This window comes from Pseudomonas sp. c313 (assembly GCF_055407145.1).
In genome coordinates, this window is sequence record NZ_JBUZRD010000002.1 from 742622 (window position 1) to 762329 (window position 19708).

General features: G+C 59.9%; 14 protein-coding genes. 7 read left to right on the forward strand and 7 right to left on the reverse strand.

Annotated features, from left to right (window positions below; translation table 11 throughout):
- The 5 genes from ACZRKZ_RS08370 to ACZRKZ_RS08390 all read right to left on the reverse strand — a co-directional run bounded on the left by ACZRKZ_RS08370 (position 1) and on the right by ACZRKZ_RS08390 (position 8190).
- Entirely contained in the window at positions 1 to 1452 is a 1452-nt protein-coding gene (locus ACZRKZ_RS08370) for an efflux transporter outer membrane subunit (RefSeq protein ID WP_463981328.1), read from the reverse strand.
- A complete protein-coding gene (locus ACZRKZ_RS08375) occupies positions 1449 to 1922 on the reverse strand; it encodes a MarR family winged helix-turn-helix transcriptional regulator (protein WP_463981329.1) in 474 nt (157 codons plus the stop codon). Before ACZRKZ_RS08375 ends, ACZRKZ_RS08370 begins: the two co-directional genes overlap by 4 nt.
- Before the next feature lie 154 nt (positions 1923 to 2076).
- Positions 2077 to 5751, reverse strand: a complete 3675-nt coding sequence (locus ACZRKZ_RS08380; RefSeq protein ID WP_463981330.1) for a translocation/assembly module TamB domain-containing protein — start codon at positions 5749 to 5751, stop codon at positions 2077 to 2079.
- Complete coding sequence (locus ACZRKZ_RS08385) at positions 5748 to 7475, reverse strand: autotransporter assembly complex protein TamA (protein WP_463981331.1); 1728 nt, start codon at positions 7473 to 7475, stop codon at positions 5748 to 5750. Before ACZRKZ_RS08385 ends, ACZRKZ_RS08380 begins: the two co-directional genes overlap by 4 nt.
- 64 nt (positions 7476 to 7539) lie before the next feature.
- Positions 7540 to 8190, reverse strand: coding sequence for a GNAT family N-acetyltransferase (locus ACZRKZ_RS08390; protein ID WP_463981332.1), 651 nt, complete (start codon positions 8188 to 8190; stop codon positions 7540 to 7542).
- 198 nt (positions 8191 to 8388) lie between these two features.
- Here ACZRKZ_RS08390 and xthA point away from each other — a divergent pair, with 198 nt between their 5' ends.
- Positions 8389 to 9201 carry an exodeoxyribonuclease III gene (xthA, locus tag ACZRKZ_RS08395; RefSeq protein WP_149413984.1) on the forward strand — a complete coding sequence of 271 codons (813 nt, stop codon included), beginning with the start codon at positions 8389 to 8391 and terminating at the stop codon, positions 9199 to 9201.
- Positions 9202 to 9291: 90 nt separating this feature from the next.
- Positions 9292 to 10632 (forward strand): substrate-binding domain-containing protein, encoded by a 1341-nt coding sequence (locus tag ACZRKZ_RS08400; protein ID WP_463981333.1) that lies wholly within the window; start codon positions 9292 to 9294, stop codon positions 10630 to 10632.
- Between the two features lie 66 nt (positions 10633 to 10698).
- On the opposite strand, the gene ACZRKZ_RS08405 is transcribed toward ACZRKZ_RS08400, so the two are convergent.
- Positions 10699 to 11928: an acyl-CoA dehydrogenase gene (locus tag ACZRKZ_RS08405; protein WP_463969437.1), complete on the reverse strand. Its 1230-nt coding sequence runs from the start codon at positions 11926 to 11928 to the stop codon at positions 10699 to 10701.
- A gap of 162 nt (positions 11929 to 12090) precedes the next feature.
- On the opposite strand from ACZRKZ_RS08405, the gene ACZRKZ_RS08410 reads away from it, so the two are divergent.
- The 3 genes from ACZRKZ_RS08410 (at position 12091) to ACZRKZ_RS08420 (ending at position 14494) form a co-directional block, all read left to right on the forward strand.
- Entirely contained in the window at positions 12091 to 13026 is a 936-nt protein-coding gene (locus tag ACZRKZ_RS08410) for a LysR family transcriptional regulator (RefSeq protein WP_133100278.1), read from the forward strand.
- A 154-nt stretch (positions 13027 to 13180) separates the two neighbouring features.
- On the forward strand, positions 13181 to 13582 hold the full coding sequence (locus ACZRKZ_RS08415; protein WP_463969435.1) for a MerR family transcriptional regulator: 402 nt from the start codon (positions 13181 to 13183) through the stop codon (positions 13580 to 13582).
- A 12-nt stretch (positions 13583 to 13594) separates the two neighbouring features.
- A complete protein-coding gene (locus ACZRKZ_RS08420) occupies positions 13595 to 14494 on the forward strand; it encodes a hydroxymethylglutaryl-CoA lyase (RefSeq protein WP_463981334.1) in 900 nt (299 codons plus the stop codon).
- 568 nt (positions 14495 to 15062) lie between these two features.
- Here the strand turns inward: ACZRKZ_RS08420 and ACZRKZ_RS08425 are convergent.
- The gene (locus ACZRKZ_RS08425) at positions 15063 to 16745 is read right to left on the reverse strand and encodes an AMP-binding protein (RefSeq protein WP_463981335.1); all 1683 of its coding nucleotides are present in this window, start codon (positions 16743 to 16745) and stop codon (positions 15063 to 15065) included.
- A 172-nt stretch (positions 16746 to 16917) separates the two neighbouring features.
- On the opposite strand from ACZRKZ_RS08425, the gene ACZRKZ_RS08430 reads away from it, so the two are divergent.
- Positions 16918 to 18081 carry an acyl-CoA dehydrogenase family protein gene (locus tag ACZRKZ_RS08430; RefSeq protein ID WP_133100282.1) on the forward strand — a complete coding sequence of 388 codons (1164 nt, stop codon included), beginning with the start codon at positions 16918 to 16920 and terminating at the stop codon, positions 18079 to 18081.
- A gap of 13 nt (positions 18082 to 18094) precedes the next feature.
- Positions 18095 to 19702, forward strand: a complete 1608-nt coding sequence (locus tag ACZRKZ_RS08435; protein ID WP_463981336.1) for a carboxyl transferase domain-containing protein — start codon at positions 18095 to 18097, stop codon at positions 19700 to 19702.
- Positions 19703 to 19708 lie beyond the last annotated feature (6 nt).

Sequence of the window (19708 nt, forward strand, 5' to 3'; positions counted from 1 at the left end):
TTATTCAGTGCGCGTGGCAGGAGTGGTCGACGCCACGTTATCGGTGTGAAAACCACCACCCAGGGCCTGCATCAATTGAATCGAAAGATCGATTTGCTCGGCATTCAGGCTGGCCAACTGGCGCTGGGCCTGCAGCAGTTGCTGTTCGATGCTGAGCACGTCCAGGTAATTACCGATACCTGAGCCGTAACGCTGAACCACGGTGTTGTAGGAATCCTGAGCAATGTCCGTGGCGTGTTGCTGAGCCTGGATCTGCCGACCGATGTCCCGCAGTTGCGAGAGGCTGTCGCTGACATCCCCCAACGCTTTCACCAGGCTTTTGTTGTACTGGGCCACCGCCAGGTCGTAGTCGGCGTCTCGGGAATCGAGATCGGCACGCAGACGGCCACCGTCGAAAATCGGCAGGGACACAGTGGGGGCGATGTTGAAGAAGCGGCTGGCGGAACCGAACATGGCATCTCCCAGTAACGACTCAGCCCCGGCGCTCGCGCTCAGGTTGAGATTGGGATAGAAGTTGGCCTTGCCGGCGACGATATTCTTGCTCGCCGCTTCGACTCGCCAACGGGCGGCCACCAGGTCAGGACGCCGGCCCAGCAGTTCGGCTGGCAGCACCGAAGGCACGGCGACTGCGCTGGGTGTCAGTACATTCGGGCGGGTCAACTCGTTGCCACGGTCCGGGCCTTTGCCGAGCAGTACCGCCAGGGCGATTTTCGCGCTCTGCAGCTTTTTCTCGGCGTCGATCAATTGCGACTCGGAGCTGGCTTGCAGGCTTTCGGTTTGCTGGTATTGATACTGGCTGTCGATCCCGGAACTCAGGCGGCGCTTGCTCAGGTTGAGCATCTGCCGCGTACGCTTGAGGTCGTCGTTGGCCAGGTCATGGAGAATATGGGCCTGACCAAGATCGCTGTAGGCCCGCGCCACGTCGGCGGCCAGGGTCAACTGCGCAGCCTGCTGGTCGACTTCGGCGGCGCGAGCCTGGCCGAGGGCCGCTTCCCAGGCAGCACGCTGGCCACCCCACAGGTCGAAGTTGTAATTGAAGCTGGCACCGATGTTACGCACGGTGGCGTAGGCATCACCCTGGCCCAACGGGTCCTGATCCTTGGCCAGGCGCGAGCGGCTAATACCAGCGCTGGCATCCAGGGTCGGCATGCGTGCGGCGTCTGCAGCGTAGGCCGCTGCTTCGGCCTGATGGGCTCGGGCGCTGGCCACTTGCATATCAGGGCTGTCGCGCAGGGCCTCCTGGATCAGGCCGTCGAGCTGTGGGTCGCCGAGGCTTTTCCACCAGTCGTTTTTTGGCCAGGCGGCTGGCGACAGGGGCACGCCACTGAGGGATTTACCCGCTTGCAGGTTATTGGCTTCGAGCGTTTTGCCTTGGGTGTCCAGGCCGCTGAAGTTGGCACAACCGGCAACACTCATGACCACCAATATAAGGCAGAGGGCACGACTGTTCATTTATCACCTAAGCGCTGGATGGTGATGGGATCACCCGCCGCTATCAGAATCTTCTTCAAAATATGTTCCAGGGTTTTCAATTCCCCCGGTTCCAAGGCCCCCGCCAGCTGGTTCAAGGCCTGCGCCCCGATGTGCGGGAGCATGTCCGCCAGATGCTGGCCTTCCACCGTCAGCACCAGTTGCACCTGACGCCGGTCCTGCTCGGAACGCTTGCGCGCCAACAGGTCTTTTTGCTCCAGGCGGTCGAGCATGCGAGTCATGGAGCCGCTGTCCAGGGACAGGTGCGCGCATAGCTGCGCCGGGGTATCGACGCCGAACTGGGCCATGATGATCAACACCTTGAACTGCGCGGCGGTGATGCCGTAGGGCTCCATATGGGTGTCGATGATGCGGTCCTTGAGCAAGGCGGCGCGACCCAACAGGAGGCCGAGGTGGCAGTTGTGGAAGTTTTCGGGGGTGAAGTGTTTCATCGAGACCTACCTATTAACTGCCTAGGCAGTGAATGTATGACAAGATATTACTGCCTAGGCAGCCAATGTCAAACAAATAGTTAGGGTGCTTGGTATCCGACGGATAGAGGGTTATCCCTTATAGGAGCAAGCTCGCTCCTATAAGGGGCAGGGTTTAGAAATCCCGCTTGTAGAAGATATCCAGCGAACTGGCCACACCGCTGGCCACTTCCAGGTAAACCTTTTTACTCAGCAAGTAACGCAGCGCAATGGTACTGGCCGGTTCAAACACCCCGACGCCATAGCGCAAGCTGAGCTTTTCCGAGATCTTGCCGCTGGCCACCACGGCGGTGTTGTTGCCACTGCCCTGAGTGTCGAGTTCAAAGTCCTGGATTCCCAGGTTCTTGGCAATGTCCGAAGTCACCCCGGCGCTACCCATCAACCCCAGGCCCAGCGCCGCCTGGGCCAGCATGTTGTTGTCTTCGCCGGTGGTAGTCAGCGGGCGCCCCAGCACCAGGTAGGACAGCGCCTGCTCCTGGCTCATGGCAGGCTCCGAGAATATTTGCGTAGTGGGTTGTTCGGCGCTGCCGCTCAGGCGGATACCGGCGATTACGTCGTCGGTCTGGCGGATGGCTTCGATGTCCAGGTACGGCTGATCAAGGGGACCGGCAAACAACAGCCGCGCACGGCGCACGGTGAGGCGCTGGCCGTAGGCGCGGTAACGGCCATCGTTGAGCCACAGTTCGCCACGGGTGTCCATGTTATCGCCGATGTGTACATGGCCTTGCAGGTTGGCCGTCAAGCCGAACCCGGCAAAGCTCAATTTGTCCTCGCCCACTACCACGTCGATGTCCATGGCCATCGCCAACGGCGGCTTGCCCTCCTCGGTCTGGCTGCCGACGATCACCGTGTCATCGGAGACCTTGACCGTCGACGGCGGTAGCTCACGCACGGTGATCTCGCCCTTGGGAACCTGCACTTTGCCGGAGATGGTCAGCTTATCGTTGTTCATGGTGATCTTCAGATCGGGTGCCACTTCCAGGGCCGCATAGGGCTCGACGGTGACCGGCAGGTGCGTGCCTTGCAGGTTGATGTCCACGGCCAGGGTGTGGCCCCAGTCGATCTGGCCTTTGACCGTGCCCTGCCCGGCCTTGCCACTGCGCCAGCCGCCGTTGAGTTGCACGCTTTCGCCGGCGATCAAGGCCTGGATGTTCAGGCCCTCGAAGCTGGTGGGCAATTCAGGGCCGGAGATTTCGCCGCCGATCAGGTTGACGCTGCCGTTGACCTGAGGCGCCAGGAGGCTGCCGGAGATTCGCCCGTTACCATTGAGTTTGCCGTTGAGCTTCTCGACCATAGGCACAAACGGCCGCGCCACCGCCAGGTCGAGGCCGGTCAGGCTGAAATTGCCGGTCAACGGTTTGTTCTTCGGCAATGGATTGATTTGGGCCTGCAACAACAACTCGCCCAGCTTGCCACCCCGGAAACTCAGTTGGGTGTCGATACGCTTGGGGTTGAGGGTGGTTTCAAGCGTCAAGGTGTCGTAGGGAAAATCCAGCCATTGATCCTTGTCCTTGACCCGTAAGGTGCCGCCACTGGCATCCACCGAGACCACACCTTTGGGGCCGCTGGCCGGCAGGTCCAGTTGCACGTCCGCGTTGAGTTTGCCCTGCCAGGCGAAATCCTTGGGCAGCCATTGCGCCAGGCTGTCGATGGGGAATTGCTTGAGGTGGTAACGCAGCTTGGGCTCGGGCATCAAGCGCTGATCTTCGCCACACAAACTGGCCGCTCCGGAGACCCAGCAATGAGCGGAAAGGGTCAGCTTGCCATCAGCCATTCGCTCGATTTTCGCCGGAGCCTGTAGCTTCCAATCCTGCCCACCGGCTTGTACGTCACCGCTGGCCAGGCGGCCGCGCCAGTTGCCTTTATCGAGATTGCCGTCCAGGGCCAGGGCCAGTTTGACCAGCGGGCCGACGAGGTCCACTTGCACTTTCTGGCTTTTGATATCGCCCTGGGCGCTGGCGGTGAAGGTCCCGACCTGGGTTTCGCCGGCCTGAATGCCACTGCCCTTGAGGTCGATTTTTGCCCGTTGGGCGTTGTCGAGGCTGGCATCCAGGGACAGGTTTTGCAGGCGATTGTCTTCAAATGCCAATTGCTGGCCCAACAGATTGAGCTTGCCCTGAGGCGCTTTCAACGTGCCGGCGACATCGAGGCGACCGTTGACCTGCCCGCGCAGTTGCGGCCACAGTTGGGCCAGGCGCGTCAGTTTGATGTCGATCTGCCCGGCCAAGCGCTGTTGCAAGCTGCCGCTGCCGTTGATGCGGTTGTCACCCAGGCGAATATCCAGGGCGCCGAGGGTCCATTGCTCGCCCGCACCGTCGGCCTTGGCCTGCAACACCGCTGGCTGGCCGCGCAAACGGCCCTTGAGGTCTAGATCGGCGTTCAGCTTAAGCTGCCCGTTCTTCATTTCGCCTTTGCTGCGCAATGGGCCGGCCAGGGTGCCCGGTAATTGCGCGACCCAGTACGCCGGGTTGATTGCCGACAGGTCCAGCGCGGTATCCCAGGCAATGCCATCGGCAAACTGCAGGTTCAGGTGCCCTTCGGCCTTGCCTTGGCCGGCAGCCAGTTTCAACTGCGGCAGGAACACTTGCTTGAGGTCACCGCTGAACGGGCTGACCAGGCTGAACTTGCCGGCCGGGCCGTCGAGGTCGGCCTTGAAGTTGCCCAGGTAGTTGCCGTCCTTGTAGAAGACTTCACCGTCGAAGGCACGCAACACCACTTGGGGTTCGTCGATCAGCGGGTAGAGGCGATGCCAGGGGAAGTCCAGCCAGTGGACCTTGGCGTCAGCGCTGAAGCCTTGCTGCCAATCCAGTTGAGCGCTTAATTTGAGGCTTTGCTTGTCTGCGGCGTTCAAGTCCAGGCCCGCGAGCTGTGCACCCTTGGCGTCGACGCGGCCTTGCAGAAGCAAGTCCACCGGGCCTTTTTCCGCCGGCAGGACGGCTTTGCCCAGCAGTTGGTAGCCACTGCTCAGGTCGCCCTTGGCGGTGAGATCAAGCTGATTGAGTTGCAGGGTGTCGGGCAAATCGGCGCTGGCCTTGAAGCCGTCGGCGGTGATGTGCACTTGCGCTGGCAGGTTTTCCACCAGGGGTTGCAGCTCGCCGCTGAGTTTGCCTTGCAGATAGCCGCTGCTGTCAGCATCGAGTTTGAGGGTCTTGAGCAAGTCGCCATCGACTTTGAGCGCAATGGCCCAAGGTTCGCCACCGGGAGCGTAAGGCAAACTCAGGTTGCCGGTCGCACTCAACGGCCAATCGCCAATCGGCTGCAGCAAACCGGACAACTCCAGGGTCAGGTCATCCCGCTGCAAGTGCACCGAGTCGATTTTCATCCCCTCGGCAGTCCAGTGGGCTGCCAGTTGCAAGTCCTTGAGCTCTTCGCTGCCGTTGAACAACAGGCTACCGACGCGCACGTCACCCAGCTGGATCGCCAGCGGCAATTTTAACTCCGGCAGGCTAATGGGGCCGCTGCTTTCATCGGTGCTAGGGGGAAATTGCAGGCTGACTTGTTCCACGTCCAACTGATCAATGCACAACGTCATGCGCATCAGGCACCCAGGTGACCAGTCGAACTTGGGCGCATTGAGTTCCACCCGGCTGCTGTCTTGCTGCCACAGGAGATGATCAGCGCTCCATTGCCCGCCCAGGCGACCCTGGAAGTTGTCGACGGTCAAGCCCGGTACTTGATTCAGCACCCAGCGACTGCCGACTTGCGTGCCCAGCACCGTCCACAGCGCCAGAAACAACACCGCAAAAACCGCAAGAACGGCCAGCCCCGCTATTTTCAAACCACGTATCACAGCTCAGGCCCCATGGAAAAGTGCAAACGAATGCCGCCCGGGTCTTCCAGGGCATGGGCCAGGTCGAGGCGGATCGGCCCTACCGGCGATACCCAACGCACACCGACGCCAACGCCGGTTTTCAGGCTCGGCAGCTCCAGGCTATTGAAGGAGTTACCTTGGTCGATAAAGGTCGCGATTCGCCATTTTTCGGCAATGGAGTATTGATATTCGGCGCTCACAGCCACCATGTAGCGACCACCGATGCGATCGCCCGCGGAGTTTTCCGGCGACAGGGTCTGGTACTCATAGCCACGCACGCTCTGATCGCCACCGGCAAAGAAGCGCAGGGACGGTGGCACTGATTTGTAGCCGTTGGTGGCACTGCCACCAAACTGTGCCCGAGCAAGAAAACGGTGGTTGTCCCACAGGGTGGTCAAGCCTTTGACTATCGCCGTGCCGTAAAGCAGGTTGGTGTCAGAGCCCAAGCCCTCCTTGGCGACCTTGGCATCAAACTGCAGGCGATAGCCGTTATGGGGATCGATACGGTTGTCACTGCGCAGGTAGGAATAGTTGACGCCAGGCATCAGCAAATTGCTCATGCCCGAGTCATCCCCCAGGCGATACTCTTCGCGCTGCAATTTGAGGGAGATCACCCGCGTCCAGCCACTGGGCAATTTGCTGTGCCATTCAGGGCCGAAGGTGAGCAGTTTACTCAGGGTGTCGGTGTTGGACAGTTCTTCATTTTGATAGCCACCAGCGAAACGCAGTTTGTCGGTTAGCGGCGGGTCAAGCGGAATGTCGTACCACAGACCGACGTTCTGCCTAGGCGCCGACAATTCGGCCTCCCAGCCATAGCTGTGCCCCTGCGAATTGGCCCAGTGGCGGGTCCAGTTGGCCTTGCCGCGTGGGCCGACGTCCGTGGAAAAGCCCAGGCCCAGGCCCATGGTTCGCGGCTTGCGGGTTTCCAACTGGACCGCTACTGGAATCACATCATTGGCCGCAACAGCAGGTGCCGCATCAACACGCACGCCTTCAAAAAAGCCACTGGATTGCAGGGCCTGGTTGAGTTCGGCGATCAATTCGGAATCGTAGGGTGCGCCGCTCTGGAACGGCACCATGCGCTGCAACAGGTCTTCATCGAGCGGCGTGTTGCCGGCAAAGCTGACCTTGCCCAGGGTGTAGCGCGGGCCGCTGTCGTAGACAAGGTCGATATCGGCCACGCCCGCCAGGGGGGCGACCGATAGTTTTTGGCTGGTAAAGCGGCCACTGAAAAAGCCGTAACGGGAAGCCTGGTTCTGGATCAGGCGCTTGGCGTCTTCGTAGCTGCCGTGGTTGAGCACTGCACCGGGCTTGAGTTCATTGCTGTCAGGCACACGAAAGTATTTAAGGCTGGCAGCCTGGCCATCGACGCGAATGGTCACATTGCGCAAGTGCACCGGCTCGCCGGGGTCGATGGTGAGGATCAGGCGTGGGTTCTTCCCGCCCGTGACGTCACTGGCGATCTGCGGCTGATAAAAGCCCAGCGCCTGGGCGGCCTTGCGGGCCTGCTCTTCGGCACCGTGACTAAAGCGCAACAAGGCTTCTTCGTCACGATCGCCCACCCCGCCAATATAGCCTTCGATGTTGGCTTTCAGCACGTCGTTTGAAGGCTTGATCCGCACGTCCAATTCGCTTTGCGCCAACGCGCCGCAGCTTGTGAACAGCAGAATCAAGCCGCTGGTAAATCTTCCGGGAAACTTCATAGGCGCGGATGCTACACGAGCTTGGGAGCATCTTAGAACCCGGATTTGTCTGAATAATTCTGTCTTAAACCGTTGCTGCCTGTAACGCCTGTGGATTCGGATGAAAAAACACGTGTTCACGAATAGGTCCTACAGCGACCTCGCCAATTTCTTCATAACCCTGACGTTTGTAGAAGTCCAGGTAGCGCGAATTGCCGGTGTCCAGCACCACTCCGGTGGAGTTGGGGTCTTCGGCGCACCAGTTATGCACCGCCTCAAGCAACTGTTCGCCAAAGTGCTTACCCTGAAATTGCGGGTGAATTCCCAGCAACGGCAGTACATGCACCGACTCCGACGGCAGGCACGCCAGCACTGCCTGATGGTATTCCAGATAGCGTCGGGTACCACGCACACCGGTGCTCAGCCACATGCGCAACTGCCAGGCCCAGCTTTCAGTGATCCCCAGGCGTCGTTGCGGCGGCGCGATCAGGGCGATGCCAATCAACCGGTCGTTGACCAGCAGGCCGATGGCCGGCAAGTTCTGGAAGAAGTGCTGCTTGACCAGCTCGCGCACCGTGGCGCGCACGCGCTGTTCGTATCCGGAGCGTTCGGCTTCAAAGATGTAGGCGAAGGTCGGCTCATGACGGTAGGCCTGGTACAACAGGGAACGGGCTTCGCGGGAATAGCCGCTGTCGAGCATATGAATCTGGGCGATGGCAGTCGAGGTGTCAGGCATAACGGTGTATCTCCCCTGGACGCAACTCAAATAGGCGCTACTCGAAAGGTTGCGCTCTAGTAGTACGAGCCCGCGACGGCTGACTCGTTCCCCGCATGCGGCACCTTGAAGGACATTAGCAGTGCATCTGTCCTACCGCCACGCTGGCTCCCGTCCGACTTGTCGGCTAGCATCGCACTTTTGCCAGGACTGTCGACCATGAAAATCGTCTCGTTCAACATCAACGGGCTGCGCGCCCGCCCTCATCAGTTGGCGGCGCTGATCGAGAAGCACCAGCCAGACGTGATCGGCCTGCAGGAAACCAAAGTCCACGACGATCAGTTTCCATTGGCCGAGGTCCAGGCCCTGGGTTATCACGTGTATTACCACGGGCAGAAAGGCCACTACGGTGTCGCCCTGCTCTCGCGCCAGGAGCCCCTGGCGCTGCACAAAGGTTTTGCCGGTGATGAAGAAGACGCCCAGCGGCGGTTTATCTGGGGCACATTCGCCGACGGCAATGGCAACCCGATCACCATCATGAACGGCTATTTCCCACAGGGTGAAAGCCGCGACCATCCCACCAAGTTCCCGGCCAAGCAGCGTTTCTACAATGACCTGCAACAGTTGCTGGAGACGCAGTTCAGCAATGACCAAGCGCTGGTGGTGATGGGCGACGTGAATATTTCCCCGCAAGATTGCGACATCGGCATCGGCGCCGACAACGCCAAGCGCTGGCTGAAAACCGGCAAGTGCAGCTTCCTCCCGGAAGAGCGTGAGTGGATGGCGCGCTTGAAGAACTGGGGTTTGGTCGACAGCTTCCGACACTTGAACCCGGACGTGGCCGATCGCTTCAGCTGGTTCGATTACCGCAGCCGTGGCTTTGAAGACGAACCCAAGCGTGGGCTGCGCATCGACTTGATCATGACGTCCCTGGGGTTGTTGCCCCGGGTCAAGGCGGCGGGTGTGGATTACGATCTGCGGAGCATGGAGAAGCCGTCCGACCATGCGCCGATCTGGCTGGAACTGAGCTGACACCCTCCCTTGCTCGCTCCTGCAGTCATATTTATGCAACCTTCCTGACTTAATCTCCCGGCACTCCCTTTGGCTTGAGAAGGTGCCGGCATGATGCTGCGCGTTCTGTACCTGCTGGCAATTTGCAGCGCCCTGCCCCTCCACGCGTTTTCTGCGCAACTCCCCTTTCCCGAGCACAGCCCGGCCTTGCGTATCCAGGGCTCCAATACCATTGGCGCGGCGTTGGGTCCGGCGTTGGTCAAGGGCTTGATGGAGCAACAGGGTCTGCAGGATGTGCACAGTGAACCCAACGACAAAGCCAACGAGCAGCGCGTCGTTGGCAAAACTCGTCAAGGCAACCGGGTCACGGTGGAGATTGCCGCCCACGGCTCCAGCACCGGGTTTGCTGCCCTAAAAAACGCCAGTGCCGACCTGGCGGCATCTTCGCGCCCGATCAAGGATCGCGAACTGGTGGACCTCGAACCCCTGGGCGACTTGAAAAGCTCCAATGCCGAACAGGTGATCGCCATTGATGGCTTGGCGATCATCCTTCATCCCCACAACCCGCTGAACACTTTGAACACTGAGCAACTGGCGCAGATTTTCAGTGGTGAAGTCAGTACCTGGGAAGCGTTGGGTGGCGTCGGTGGCGCGATTCATCTGTACGCTCGGGATGATCAATCCGGCACCTTCGACACCTTTAAGGAACTGGTGCTCAGCCGCCGAGGCAAACTTCTCGACGGCACAGCCAAACGCTTCGAGTCCAGCGAGCAGTTGTCCGATGCCGTCAGCCACGACCCCCAAGGCATCGGTTTTATTGGCCTGCCCTATGTACGCCAGGCCAAGGCAGTGGCCATCAGCGATGGCGAATCACAACCCATGCTCCCGCTGAGCAGCCTGATTGCCACCGAAGACTACCCACTGTCACGCCGACTGTTCTTTTACCTGCCGCCCGGCAAGCAGAATCCCTGGGCCGAGGCGCTGGTGAACTTCGCCCAAAGTGCCAAGGGCCAGGCTATCGTTGCTGCCAATGGTTTTATCGCGCAACAGGTCCAGGCCATCACAGTCGAGCCCCGCGTAGCAATGCCCCAGGGCTATCAGGCGATTGCCCGCCAGGCCCAGCGGTTGACGGTGAATTTTCGATTTGAGGAAGGCAGCGCCAGCCTCGATAGCAAGGCACGCCAGGACCTGATGCGGGTGTTGGCTTACCTGAGAAGCCACGGCAAGCTCGACAAGCAGGTAACGCTGGTGGGGTTTGGTGATGCGAAGAATGATCCGCAACGGGCCGCCCTGCTTTCCAAGTTACGGGCGATGGCGGTGCGTCGGGAGTTGGTCAAGAGTGGTGTGGTGTTGCGCGACATTAGTGGGTTTGGCGCACAGATGCCGGTGGCGGCGAATACGGCGGATGAGGGAAGGATCAAGAATCGGCGGGTGGAGGTTTGGGTTTATTGAGGTGTTGAGGTGACTCGTCAGGACTATTGTGGCGAGGGGGCTTGCCCCCTTGCCACAGAGGCCTGGTTACTGGCTGCTACGCATCATTTCCCGAGGCACATACTTGCCGATCTCGAACTTGCCAATCGCAGCGCGGTGTACTTCATCCGGGCCGTCGGCCAGGCGCAGGGTGCGTTGCATGGCGTACATGTAGGCCAGCGGAAAATCATTGGAAACCCCGGCGCCGCCGTGGATCTGGATCGCCCGGTCAATCACCTTCAAGGCCACGTTCGGCGCCACCACCTTGATCTGGGCAATTTCGCTTTTCGCCACTTTGTTGCCGGCGGTGTCCATCATGTAGGCCGCCTTCAAGGTCAGCAGCCGTGCCATGTCGATTTCCATCCTAGAGTCGGCGATCTTGTCGATATTGCCCCCCAGACGCGCCAGCGGCTTGCCAAAGGCGGTGCGGCTGATGGCGCGTTTGCACATCAATTCCAGCGCCCGTTCAGCCATGCCGATGGAACGCATGCAGTGGTGGATACGGCCAGGGCCAAGGCGGCCCTGGGCGATTTCGAAACCACGACCTTCGCCCAGCAGGACGTTTTCGTACGGTACACGGACGTTTTCAAACAGCACTTCGGCGTGGCCGTGAGGTGCATCGTCGTAGCCAAACACCGGCAGCGGACGGACGATCTTCACGCCGGGAGCGTCCACTGGCACCAGGATCATCGAGTGTTGCTGATGACGCGGCGCATCGGGGTTGCTCAGGCCCATGAAGATCATGATCTTGCAGCGCGGATCACAGGCGCCGGAGGTCCACCATTTCTTGCCATTGATAACCCATTCGTCGCCATCGCGAACCGCGCGGGCGGCCATGTTGGTAGCGTCGGAAGAGGCCACGTCCGGTTCGGTCATGGCGAATGCCGAGCGGATCTCGCCCCGCAACAGCGGCTCCAGCCAGCGTTGTTTCTGCTCTTCGTTGGCGTAGCGCACCAGCACTTCCATGTTGCCGGTGTCCGGCGCCGAGCAGTTGAACGGTTCAGGCCCCAACAACGAACGGCCCATGATTTCCGCCAACGGTGCGTATTCCAGGTTGGTCAGGCCGGCGCCCAGTTTCGATTCCGGCAGAAACAGGTTCCACAACCCCTCGGTTTTGGCCTTGGCCTTGAGCTCCTCCATGATCGCGGTGGGCTGCCAGCGATCACCTTCGCTGACCTGGCGTTCAAACACCGGCTCGGCCGGGTAAACGTAAGCGTCCATGAACGCGGTGACGCGCTCACGCAGTTCCTGAACCTTGGGCGAATAAGCGAAATCCATGAGCAGTTACCTTCTCTTTCTCTTAGAACGGGAGGTTGTCGGGGTCATGAAACGATGCTAGAACAGCTACGAAAATTTACCTAGCCTATTCTCGGCGTGTATTAACATTCATCACCGATATATGATCAGCCTATAAAAACCTAACAATAAGAGCGCAGCGAAATGAATCTGAGCAAGGTCGACCTCAACCTTTTCATCGTCTTTGACGCGATCTATACCGAAGCCAACCTGACCCGCGCCGGGCAGATCGTCGGCATTACCCAACCGGCGGTGTCGAACGCTCTGGCACGCCTGCGGGAAACCTTCAACGACCCGCTGTTCGTGCGCACAGCCCAAGGCATGGTGCCCACGCCCATGGCGCAAAACATCATCGGCCCGGTGCGTAACGCGCTGTCGTTGCTGCGGGTGTCGGTGCAGGAAAGCCGGATCTTCAACCCGTTGCAGGCGGCCAAGACCTACCGCATCAGCATGACCGACCTTACCGAAGCGGTGATCCTGCCACCGCTGTTCCAACGCCTGCGCCGCCTGGCACCGACGGTAATCATCGAGAGCTTCCTGTCCAAGCGCCGGGAAACCACCAAGGAACTGGCGGCCGGTCGTCTGGACTTCGCCGTGGATGCACCGCTTAACACCGACCCGCAAGTGCGCCACGTCAAGCTGATGGAAGACCGCTACGTGTGTGCCATGCGCAAGGGCCATCCCATGGCGGGCAAGGAAAAATTCAGCCTGGATGATTACCTCTCGCTGACCCACATCCATATCTCCAGCCGCCGCAATGGCCTGGGCCATGTCGACCTGGCCCTGGGCAAGATGGGTATTCAGCGCAAGGTCGCCTTGCGCTCCCAGCATTACTTGATGGCGTCGCAAGTGCTGCAGCAGACCGACATGGTCATGACCGTGCCGGAGCGCTTTGCCCGGCGCAACGACCTGCATTCGTTCAACCTGCCGGTCAATGATGTGCCGTCGGTGGAAACCCACCTCTACTGGCATGAAAGCACCGACCAGGACCCTGCCAACCGCTGGATGCGCGAGCAGATGATCGAGTTGTGCCAGCAGGTGACGGCCCATGAGAAGAAGCTGGACAAGCAGCAAGCTTGATCTGTTGTGAGGAGGTTTGTTGTGGCGAGCGGGCTTGTCGGATCGCCGCACCGCCGCGTTGGGCTGCGTAGCAGCCCCAGCAACCTCATTGCGACTTGACGCTTACGTCAACCAGCCATTAGCTTAGCGCCCAAGACATCTTCTGGGCATCTGCATGAGCACGACCTACAGCATCTCCGACCTCGCCCGCGAGCTCGACATCACCACCCGCGCCATTCGCTTCTATGAAGAACAAGGCCTGCTGTCCCCGGAACGCCGGGGGCAGGAACGCATTTATACGCCTCGGGACAAAGTCAGTCTCAAGCTGATCCTGCGAGGCAAGCGCATCGGTTTTTCCCTGGCCGAATGCCGCGAGTTGATCGAACTCTACGACCCCACCAGCGGCAATCAGAAACAACTGCACAGCATGCTGGCGAAAATCACCGAGCGCCGCCAGCAGTTGGAGCAGCAGATGCTGGATATCGAGCAGATGAAGCTGGAACTCGATACCGCCGAAGAGCGCTGCACCCAGGCGCTGGAACAGACCATTCAGAGCCAGGTTGGCCAACAACTCTAAAAGGTAATCCCCATGTCTCTTCCTTCTCATGTACGCCTGGTAGAAGTCGGCCCACGCGACGGTCTGCAAAACGAAGCACAACCCATCAGTGTCGACGACAAGGTCCGGCTGGTAGACGACCTAAGCGCTGCCGGCCTGGGCTATATCGAAGTGGGCAGTTTCGTCTCACCCAAATGGGTGCCGCAGATGGCCGGCTCCGCCGAGGTGTTTGCCCGGATACAGCGCAAACCTGGCGTGACCTATGGCGCGCTGGCGCCGAACCTGCGGGGATTCGAGGACGCGATGGCGGCCGGGGTCAAGGAGGTCGCGGTGTTTGCGGCGGCGTCCGAGGCGTTTTCCCAGCGCAATATCAACTGCTCCATCAGCGAAAGCCTGGAGCGGTTCGCACCGATCATGGCGTCGGCAAAACAACATGGGATCACTGTGCGCGGCTACGTGTCCTGTGTGCTGGGTTGCCCGTACGAAGGCCAGATCGCACCGGAACAGGTGGCAGCCGTCGCCCGTGAGCTGTATGCCATGGGCTGTTATGAAGTGTCCCTGGGAGACACCATCGGCACCGGTACTGCGGGCGCTACGCGACGAATGTTTGAGGTGGTGGGCGCTCAAGTGCCGCGGGACAAGCTCGCTGGGCACTTCCACGATACCTATGGCCAAGCCATCGCCAATGTCTACGCCAGCTTGCAGGAAGGCATCCAGGTGTTCGACAGCTCTATCGCCGGCCTCGGCGGCTGCCCCTATGCCAAGGGCGCCAGCGGTAACGTCGCCACTGAGGACGTGCTGTACCTGCTCAATGGCCTGGGTATCGAGACCGGAATCGATTTGGATCAACTGCTGCTGGCCGGCCAGCAGATTTGTACGGTATTGGGCCGCCCGACCGGATCGCGGGTAGCCAAGGCGCGCAGTGGAGGTTGAGTACCGTATCTGTGCAGATGTGTTACCGCACGGATACACATCGAGTAACAAGGGAACATATTCTGTCGCACTTACTGAAAGATATTTCCTACAAAAAAATCAAGCCATTGATTTTAAAGGAATTTAAAAAGTTGGCACGGCTTCTGCTATCTCTATGGCATAACAAGAATAAAACGTATCAAACCCAATAAAAATAAGACGTAACGACTCTGACATAACAAAAACAACACGGCAGAGACGCAGCTAACAGATTTTTTTGGAGAAGATGTGCTTCGCAGGGTACGGCAGATGCCGCCACTCGCAACCGGGCAGAGAACAATAAAACTACCTCAAGGTAGCTACCCACTGGTTGGATCGCGTGCGAAGAAGCAGATCAGCGCTCAAAAAAATACGTTTGCTCTTGACCCCGGATGGGGGTCGCCAAAAACAGCAGTAAAGGGCCACGGTTGCTAAAAACAACAATAGACCGCCCCTCAATAATAAAAAAAGAGCACGTAACAACAAATTAAAGGGGAGCCTCGGCTCCCCTTTGTGCTGTCTGGGCTTCAGGAAACAGCCCACCCCTACATCAATCCCTTCCCAGCAGCTCCTCAATCGTGATCTCACGCATGCGAAACTTCTGGATCTTGCCGGTCACCGTCATCGGAAATTCATCGACAAACTTGAAATGTTTGGGCGTCTTGAAGTGGGCAATCCGCCCCTTGCACCAGGTCTGCAGTTCCAGTTCATTGGCCACATGGCCAGGATGGAATTTGACCCAGGCGACGATCTCCTCGCCATAGCGTGCGTCGGGGATGCCGATGATCTGCACGTCAGCCACTGCCGGGTGGGTGAAGAAGAATTCCTCCAACTCCCTCGGGTACACGTTTTCGCCGCCGCGAATGATCATGTCCTTGTTGCGCCCGGCAATACATACGTAGCCCTGCTCGTCCATGGTCGCCAGGTCGCCGGTGTGCATCCAGCCGGCGTCGTCGATGGCTTCTCGGCTCCCTTGGGGGTTGTTCCAATAACCGAGCATGACGCTGTAGCCTCGGGTACACAGCTCGCCTATCTGCCCGCGCGCCACTGTGTTGCCGGCCTCGTCGATGATCTTGCTTTCCAGTTGCGGCTGGGTGCGACCGACGGTAGTGACCCGCAATTCCAGGCCATCATCCGGCCCGGTCTGCAATGACACCGGGCTGGTTTCGGTCATGCCGTAGGCAATCTGCACCTCACTCATGTGCATCTCGCTGATGACCCGGCGCATCACCTCGATTGGGCAGGTGGCGCCGGCCATGATCCCGGTGCGCAGGCTCGACAGGTCGAACTCGGCGCGGCGCGGGTGATCGAGCATGGCGATAAACATGGTGGGCACGCCGTACAGGCCGGTGGCTTGCTCTTGGGCGACGGCGGCCAGGGTCAGCAACGGGTCAAAGCCGTCATTGGGGTAAATCATGGTAGTGCCATGGGTGATGCAGCCCAGGTTGCCCATAACCATACCGAAGCAGTGGTAGAGCGGCACCGGAATCACCAGGCGATCTTGCGCCGTGAGCCCCAGGCTTTCGCCGACCATATAGCCGTTGTTGAGAATATTGTGGTGACTGAGGGTGGCGCCCTTGGGGAAGCCGGTGGTGCCGGAGGTGTACTGGATGTTGACGGCTTGATCGAAGTGCAGGCTGACCTGGCGGGTGTGCAGTTGCTGCAGGGGGATGCCCGCTCCCATCGTCGACAGCTGCGACCAGGGCAGGAATCCCGAGGGCGGCCGCGGGGTGAGGCTGATAACTCCACGCAGTTCAGGCAACTTCTCGCAGTGCAATTGGCCGATGGACTGCTCCGCCAGTTCCGGTACCAGTTCTTGCAGCATGGCGTGGTAATCGGACGATTTGAACGCCCCCGCGCAGATCAACCATTGGCAGCCGGATTGCTTGAGCACGTATTCCAGTTCGCTACTGCGGTAAGCCGGATTGATATTGACCAGGATCACACCCAGCTTGGCACTGGCCACCTGGCTGATAACCCACTCGGCACAGTTGGGCGCCCAGACACCCAGGCGATCTCCAGCCTGCAAGCCCAGCGCCAGCAGTGCCCGGGCGTGCAGGTCAACGGCATCGGCCAGTTGCTGCCAGGTGTAACGCAGGTTCTGGTGGCGCACTATTAATGCATCACCATCAGAATGCTGCGCGACCGTACGGTCAAACGCCTGACCAATGGTCATGGCCAGCAAGGCCTTGTCTTGGGAGCCACGGCTGTAGCTCTGATTCGGTTGATCCATAACGACCCCTATTGTCTTTTTTGTAGGTGGACGGTGCGCCAGGCAGGCGCGAGCTTGACGTTAACGTAAGCTACGATTGACAGTCGCGCAAGGCAAGCTTACGTTAACGTAAAGGTGAGTGCCCGGCCGGGCAATCAACTCCCACAAAAATAAAGCGTAAAGGTGCCCCGTCATGAGTTACCCCTCCCTGAACTTCGCCCTTGGTGAAACCATCGACATGCTGCGTGACCAGGTGCAGTCCTTTGTGGCCAAGGAACTGGCACCAAGAGCAGCGCAGATCGACATCGATAACCTGTTCCCCGTAGACATGTGGCGCAAGTTTGGTGACATGGGCCTCTTGGGCATTACCGTGCCAGAAGAATACGGCGGCGCCGGCCTGGGTTACCTCGCCCACGTGGTGGCCATGGAAGAAATCAGCCGGGGCTCGGCGTCGGTGGCGCTGTCCTATGGCGCCCACTCCAACCTCTGCGTCAACCAGATCAACCGCAACGGCAACCACGAACAGAAAACCAAATACCTGCCCAAGCTGATCAGCGGCGAGCACGTCGGTGCCCTTGCCATGAGCGAGCCAAATGCCGGTTCTGACGTGGTGTCGATGAAGCTGCGTGCCGATAAACGCGGCGATCACTACGTGCTCAATGGCAGCAAGACCTGGATCACCAACGGCCCCGACGCCAACACCTATGTGATCTACGCCAAGACCGACCTGGAAAAAGGTGCCCACGGCATCAGCGCGTTTATCGTCGAGCGGGACTGGAAAGGCTTCAGCCGCAGTAACAAGTTCGACAAGCTGGGTATGCGCGGCTCCAACACCTGCGAGCTGTTTTTCGATGACGTTGAAGTGCCGGAAGAAAACCTGTTGGGCAAGCTCGACGGCGGCGTGCGGGTGTTGATGAGCGGCCTGGACTACGAACGCGTGGTGCTGTCTGGCGGCCCCACCGGGATCATGCAGGCGTGCATGGACGTCGTTGTCCCTTACATCCACGACCGTAAGCAATTTGGCCAGAGCATCGGCGAATTCCAGCTGATCCAGGGCAAGGTCGCTGACATGTACACCCAGCTCAACGCCAGCCGTGCCTACCTGTACGCCGTGGCTCAGGCCTGCGAGCGCGGCGAAACCACGCGCAAGGACGCCGCCGGGGTAATCCTCTACAGCGCCGAACGCGCCACGCAAATGGCCCTCGATGCGATCCAGATTCTGGGCGGTAACGGCTACATTAACGAGTTCCCGGCTGGCCGCCTGTTGCGCGACGCCAAGCTGTATGAAATCGGCGCGGGAACCAGTGAGATTCGTCGCATGTTGATTGGTCGCGAACTGTTTAACGAAACCCGCTAACGGAGCGCGCGCCATGGCAACCCTGCACACCCAACTCAACCCGCGCTCGGCGGAATTTGCCGCTAACAGCGCGGCGATGCTCAAACAGGTCGACGCCCTGCACACCCTGCTCGCCCAGGTACAGCAAGGCGGCGGCGCCAAGGCCCAGGAGCGCCATACCTCCCGTGGCAAACTGCTGCCTCGCGAGCGTATCAATCGTTTACTCGATCCCGGTTCAGCGTTTCTTGAACTCAGCCAGCTGGCCGCCTACCAGGTGTATGGCGAAGACGTGCCAGCCGCTGGCGTGATTGCCGGGATTGGCCGCGTCGAAGGCGTCGAGTGCATGATCGTCGCCAACGACGCCACGGTGAAAGGTGGCTCCTACTACCCGCTGACGGTCAAAAAACACCTGCGCGCCCAGACCATCGCCGAGCAGAACCGCCTGCCTTGCATCTATCTGGTGGATTCGGGCGGCGCCAACCTGCCGCGCCAGGATGAGGTGTTCCCCGATCGCGAGCACTTTGGGCGGATCTTCTTCAACCAGGCCAACATGAGTGCCCAGGGCATCCCGCAAATCGCGGTGGTCATGGGCTCCTGTACCGCTGGCGGTGCTTATGTGCCGGCCATGGCGGACGAAGCGATCATGGTCCGCCAGCAAGCCACCATTTTCCTGGCCGGCCCGCCGCTGGTGAAGGCCGCCACTGGTGAACTGGTCAGCGCCGAAGACCTGGGCGGCGCCGATGTGCATTGCAAGATTTCCGGTGTGGCCGACCACTATGCCGACAGCGACGAACATGCGCTGGCCTTGGCCCGCCGTAGCGTGGCCAACCTCAACTGGCATAAACAGGGTCAGTTGCAGCAGCGCACACCTGTGGCGCCGCTCTATGGCAGCGATGAGTTGTATGGGGTGATTCCGGCCGACGCCAAGCAGCCATTCGATGTGCGCGAAGTCATCGCCCGACTGGTGGACGGTTCGGTGTTCGATGAATTCAAAGCACTGTTCGGCACTACCCTGGTGTGTGGTTTCGCCCACTTGCACGGCTACCCGATTGCGATCCTGGCCAACAACGGCATCCTCTTCGCCGAGGCTGCACAAAAAGGCGCGCACTTTATCGAGCTGGCCTGCCAGCGCGGGATTCCCCTGCTGTTTTTGCAAAACATCACCGGGTTTATGGTCGGCCAGAAGTACGAGGCCGGCGGCATCGCCAAGCACGGCGCCAAGCTGGTGACGGCCGTGGCGTGCGCCAAGGTGCCAAAGTTTACGGTGATCATCGGTGGCAGCTTTGGCGCCGGGAACTATGGGATGTGCGGTCGCGCCTATGACCCGCGCTTCTTGTGGATGTGGCCCAACGCGCGGATCGGCGTGATGGGTGCCGAACAGGCGGCCGGCGTGCTGGTGCAGGTCAAGCGAGAGCAGGCAGAGCGCAGTGGCCAGCCGTTCAGTGCCCAGGAAGAGACCAACATCAAGCAACCGATCCTCGACCAATATGAGACCCAGGGCCACCCCTATTACTCCAGCGCTCGCCTGTGGGACGACGGCGTCATCGACCCGTTGCAGACCCGCGACGTGCTGGCCCTGGCCCTGTCTGCCTCGCTGAATGCCCCCATCGAGCCGAGCCGCTTCGGCGTGTTCCGCATGTGAAATGGA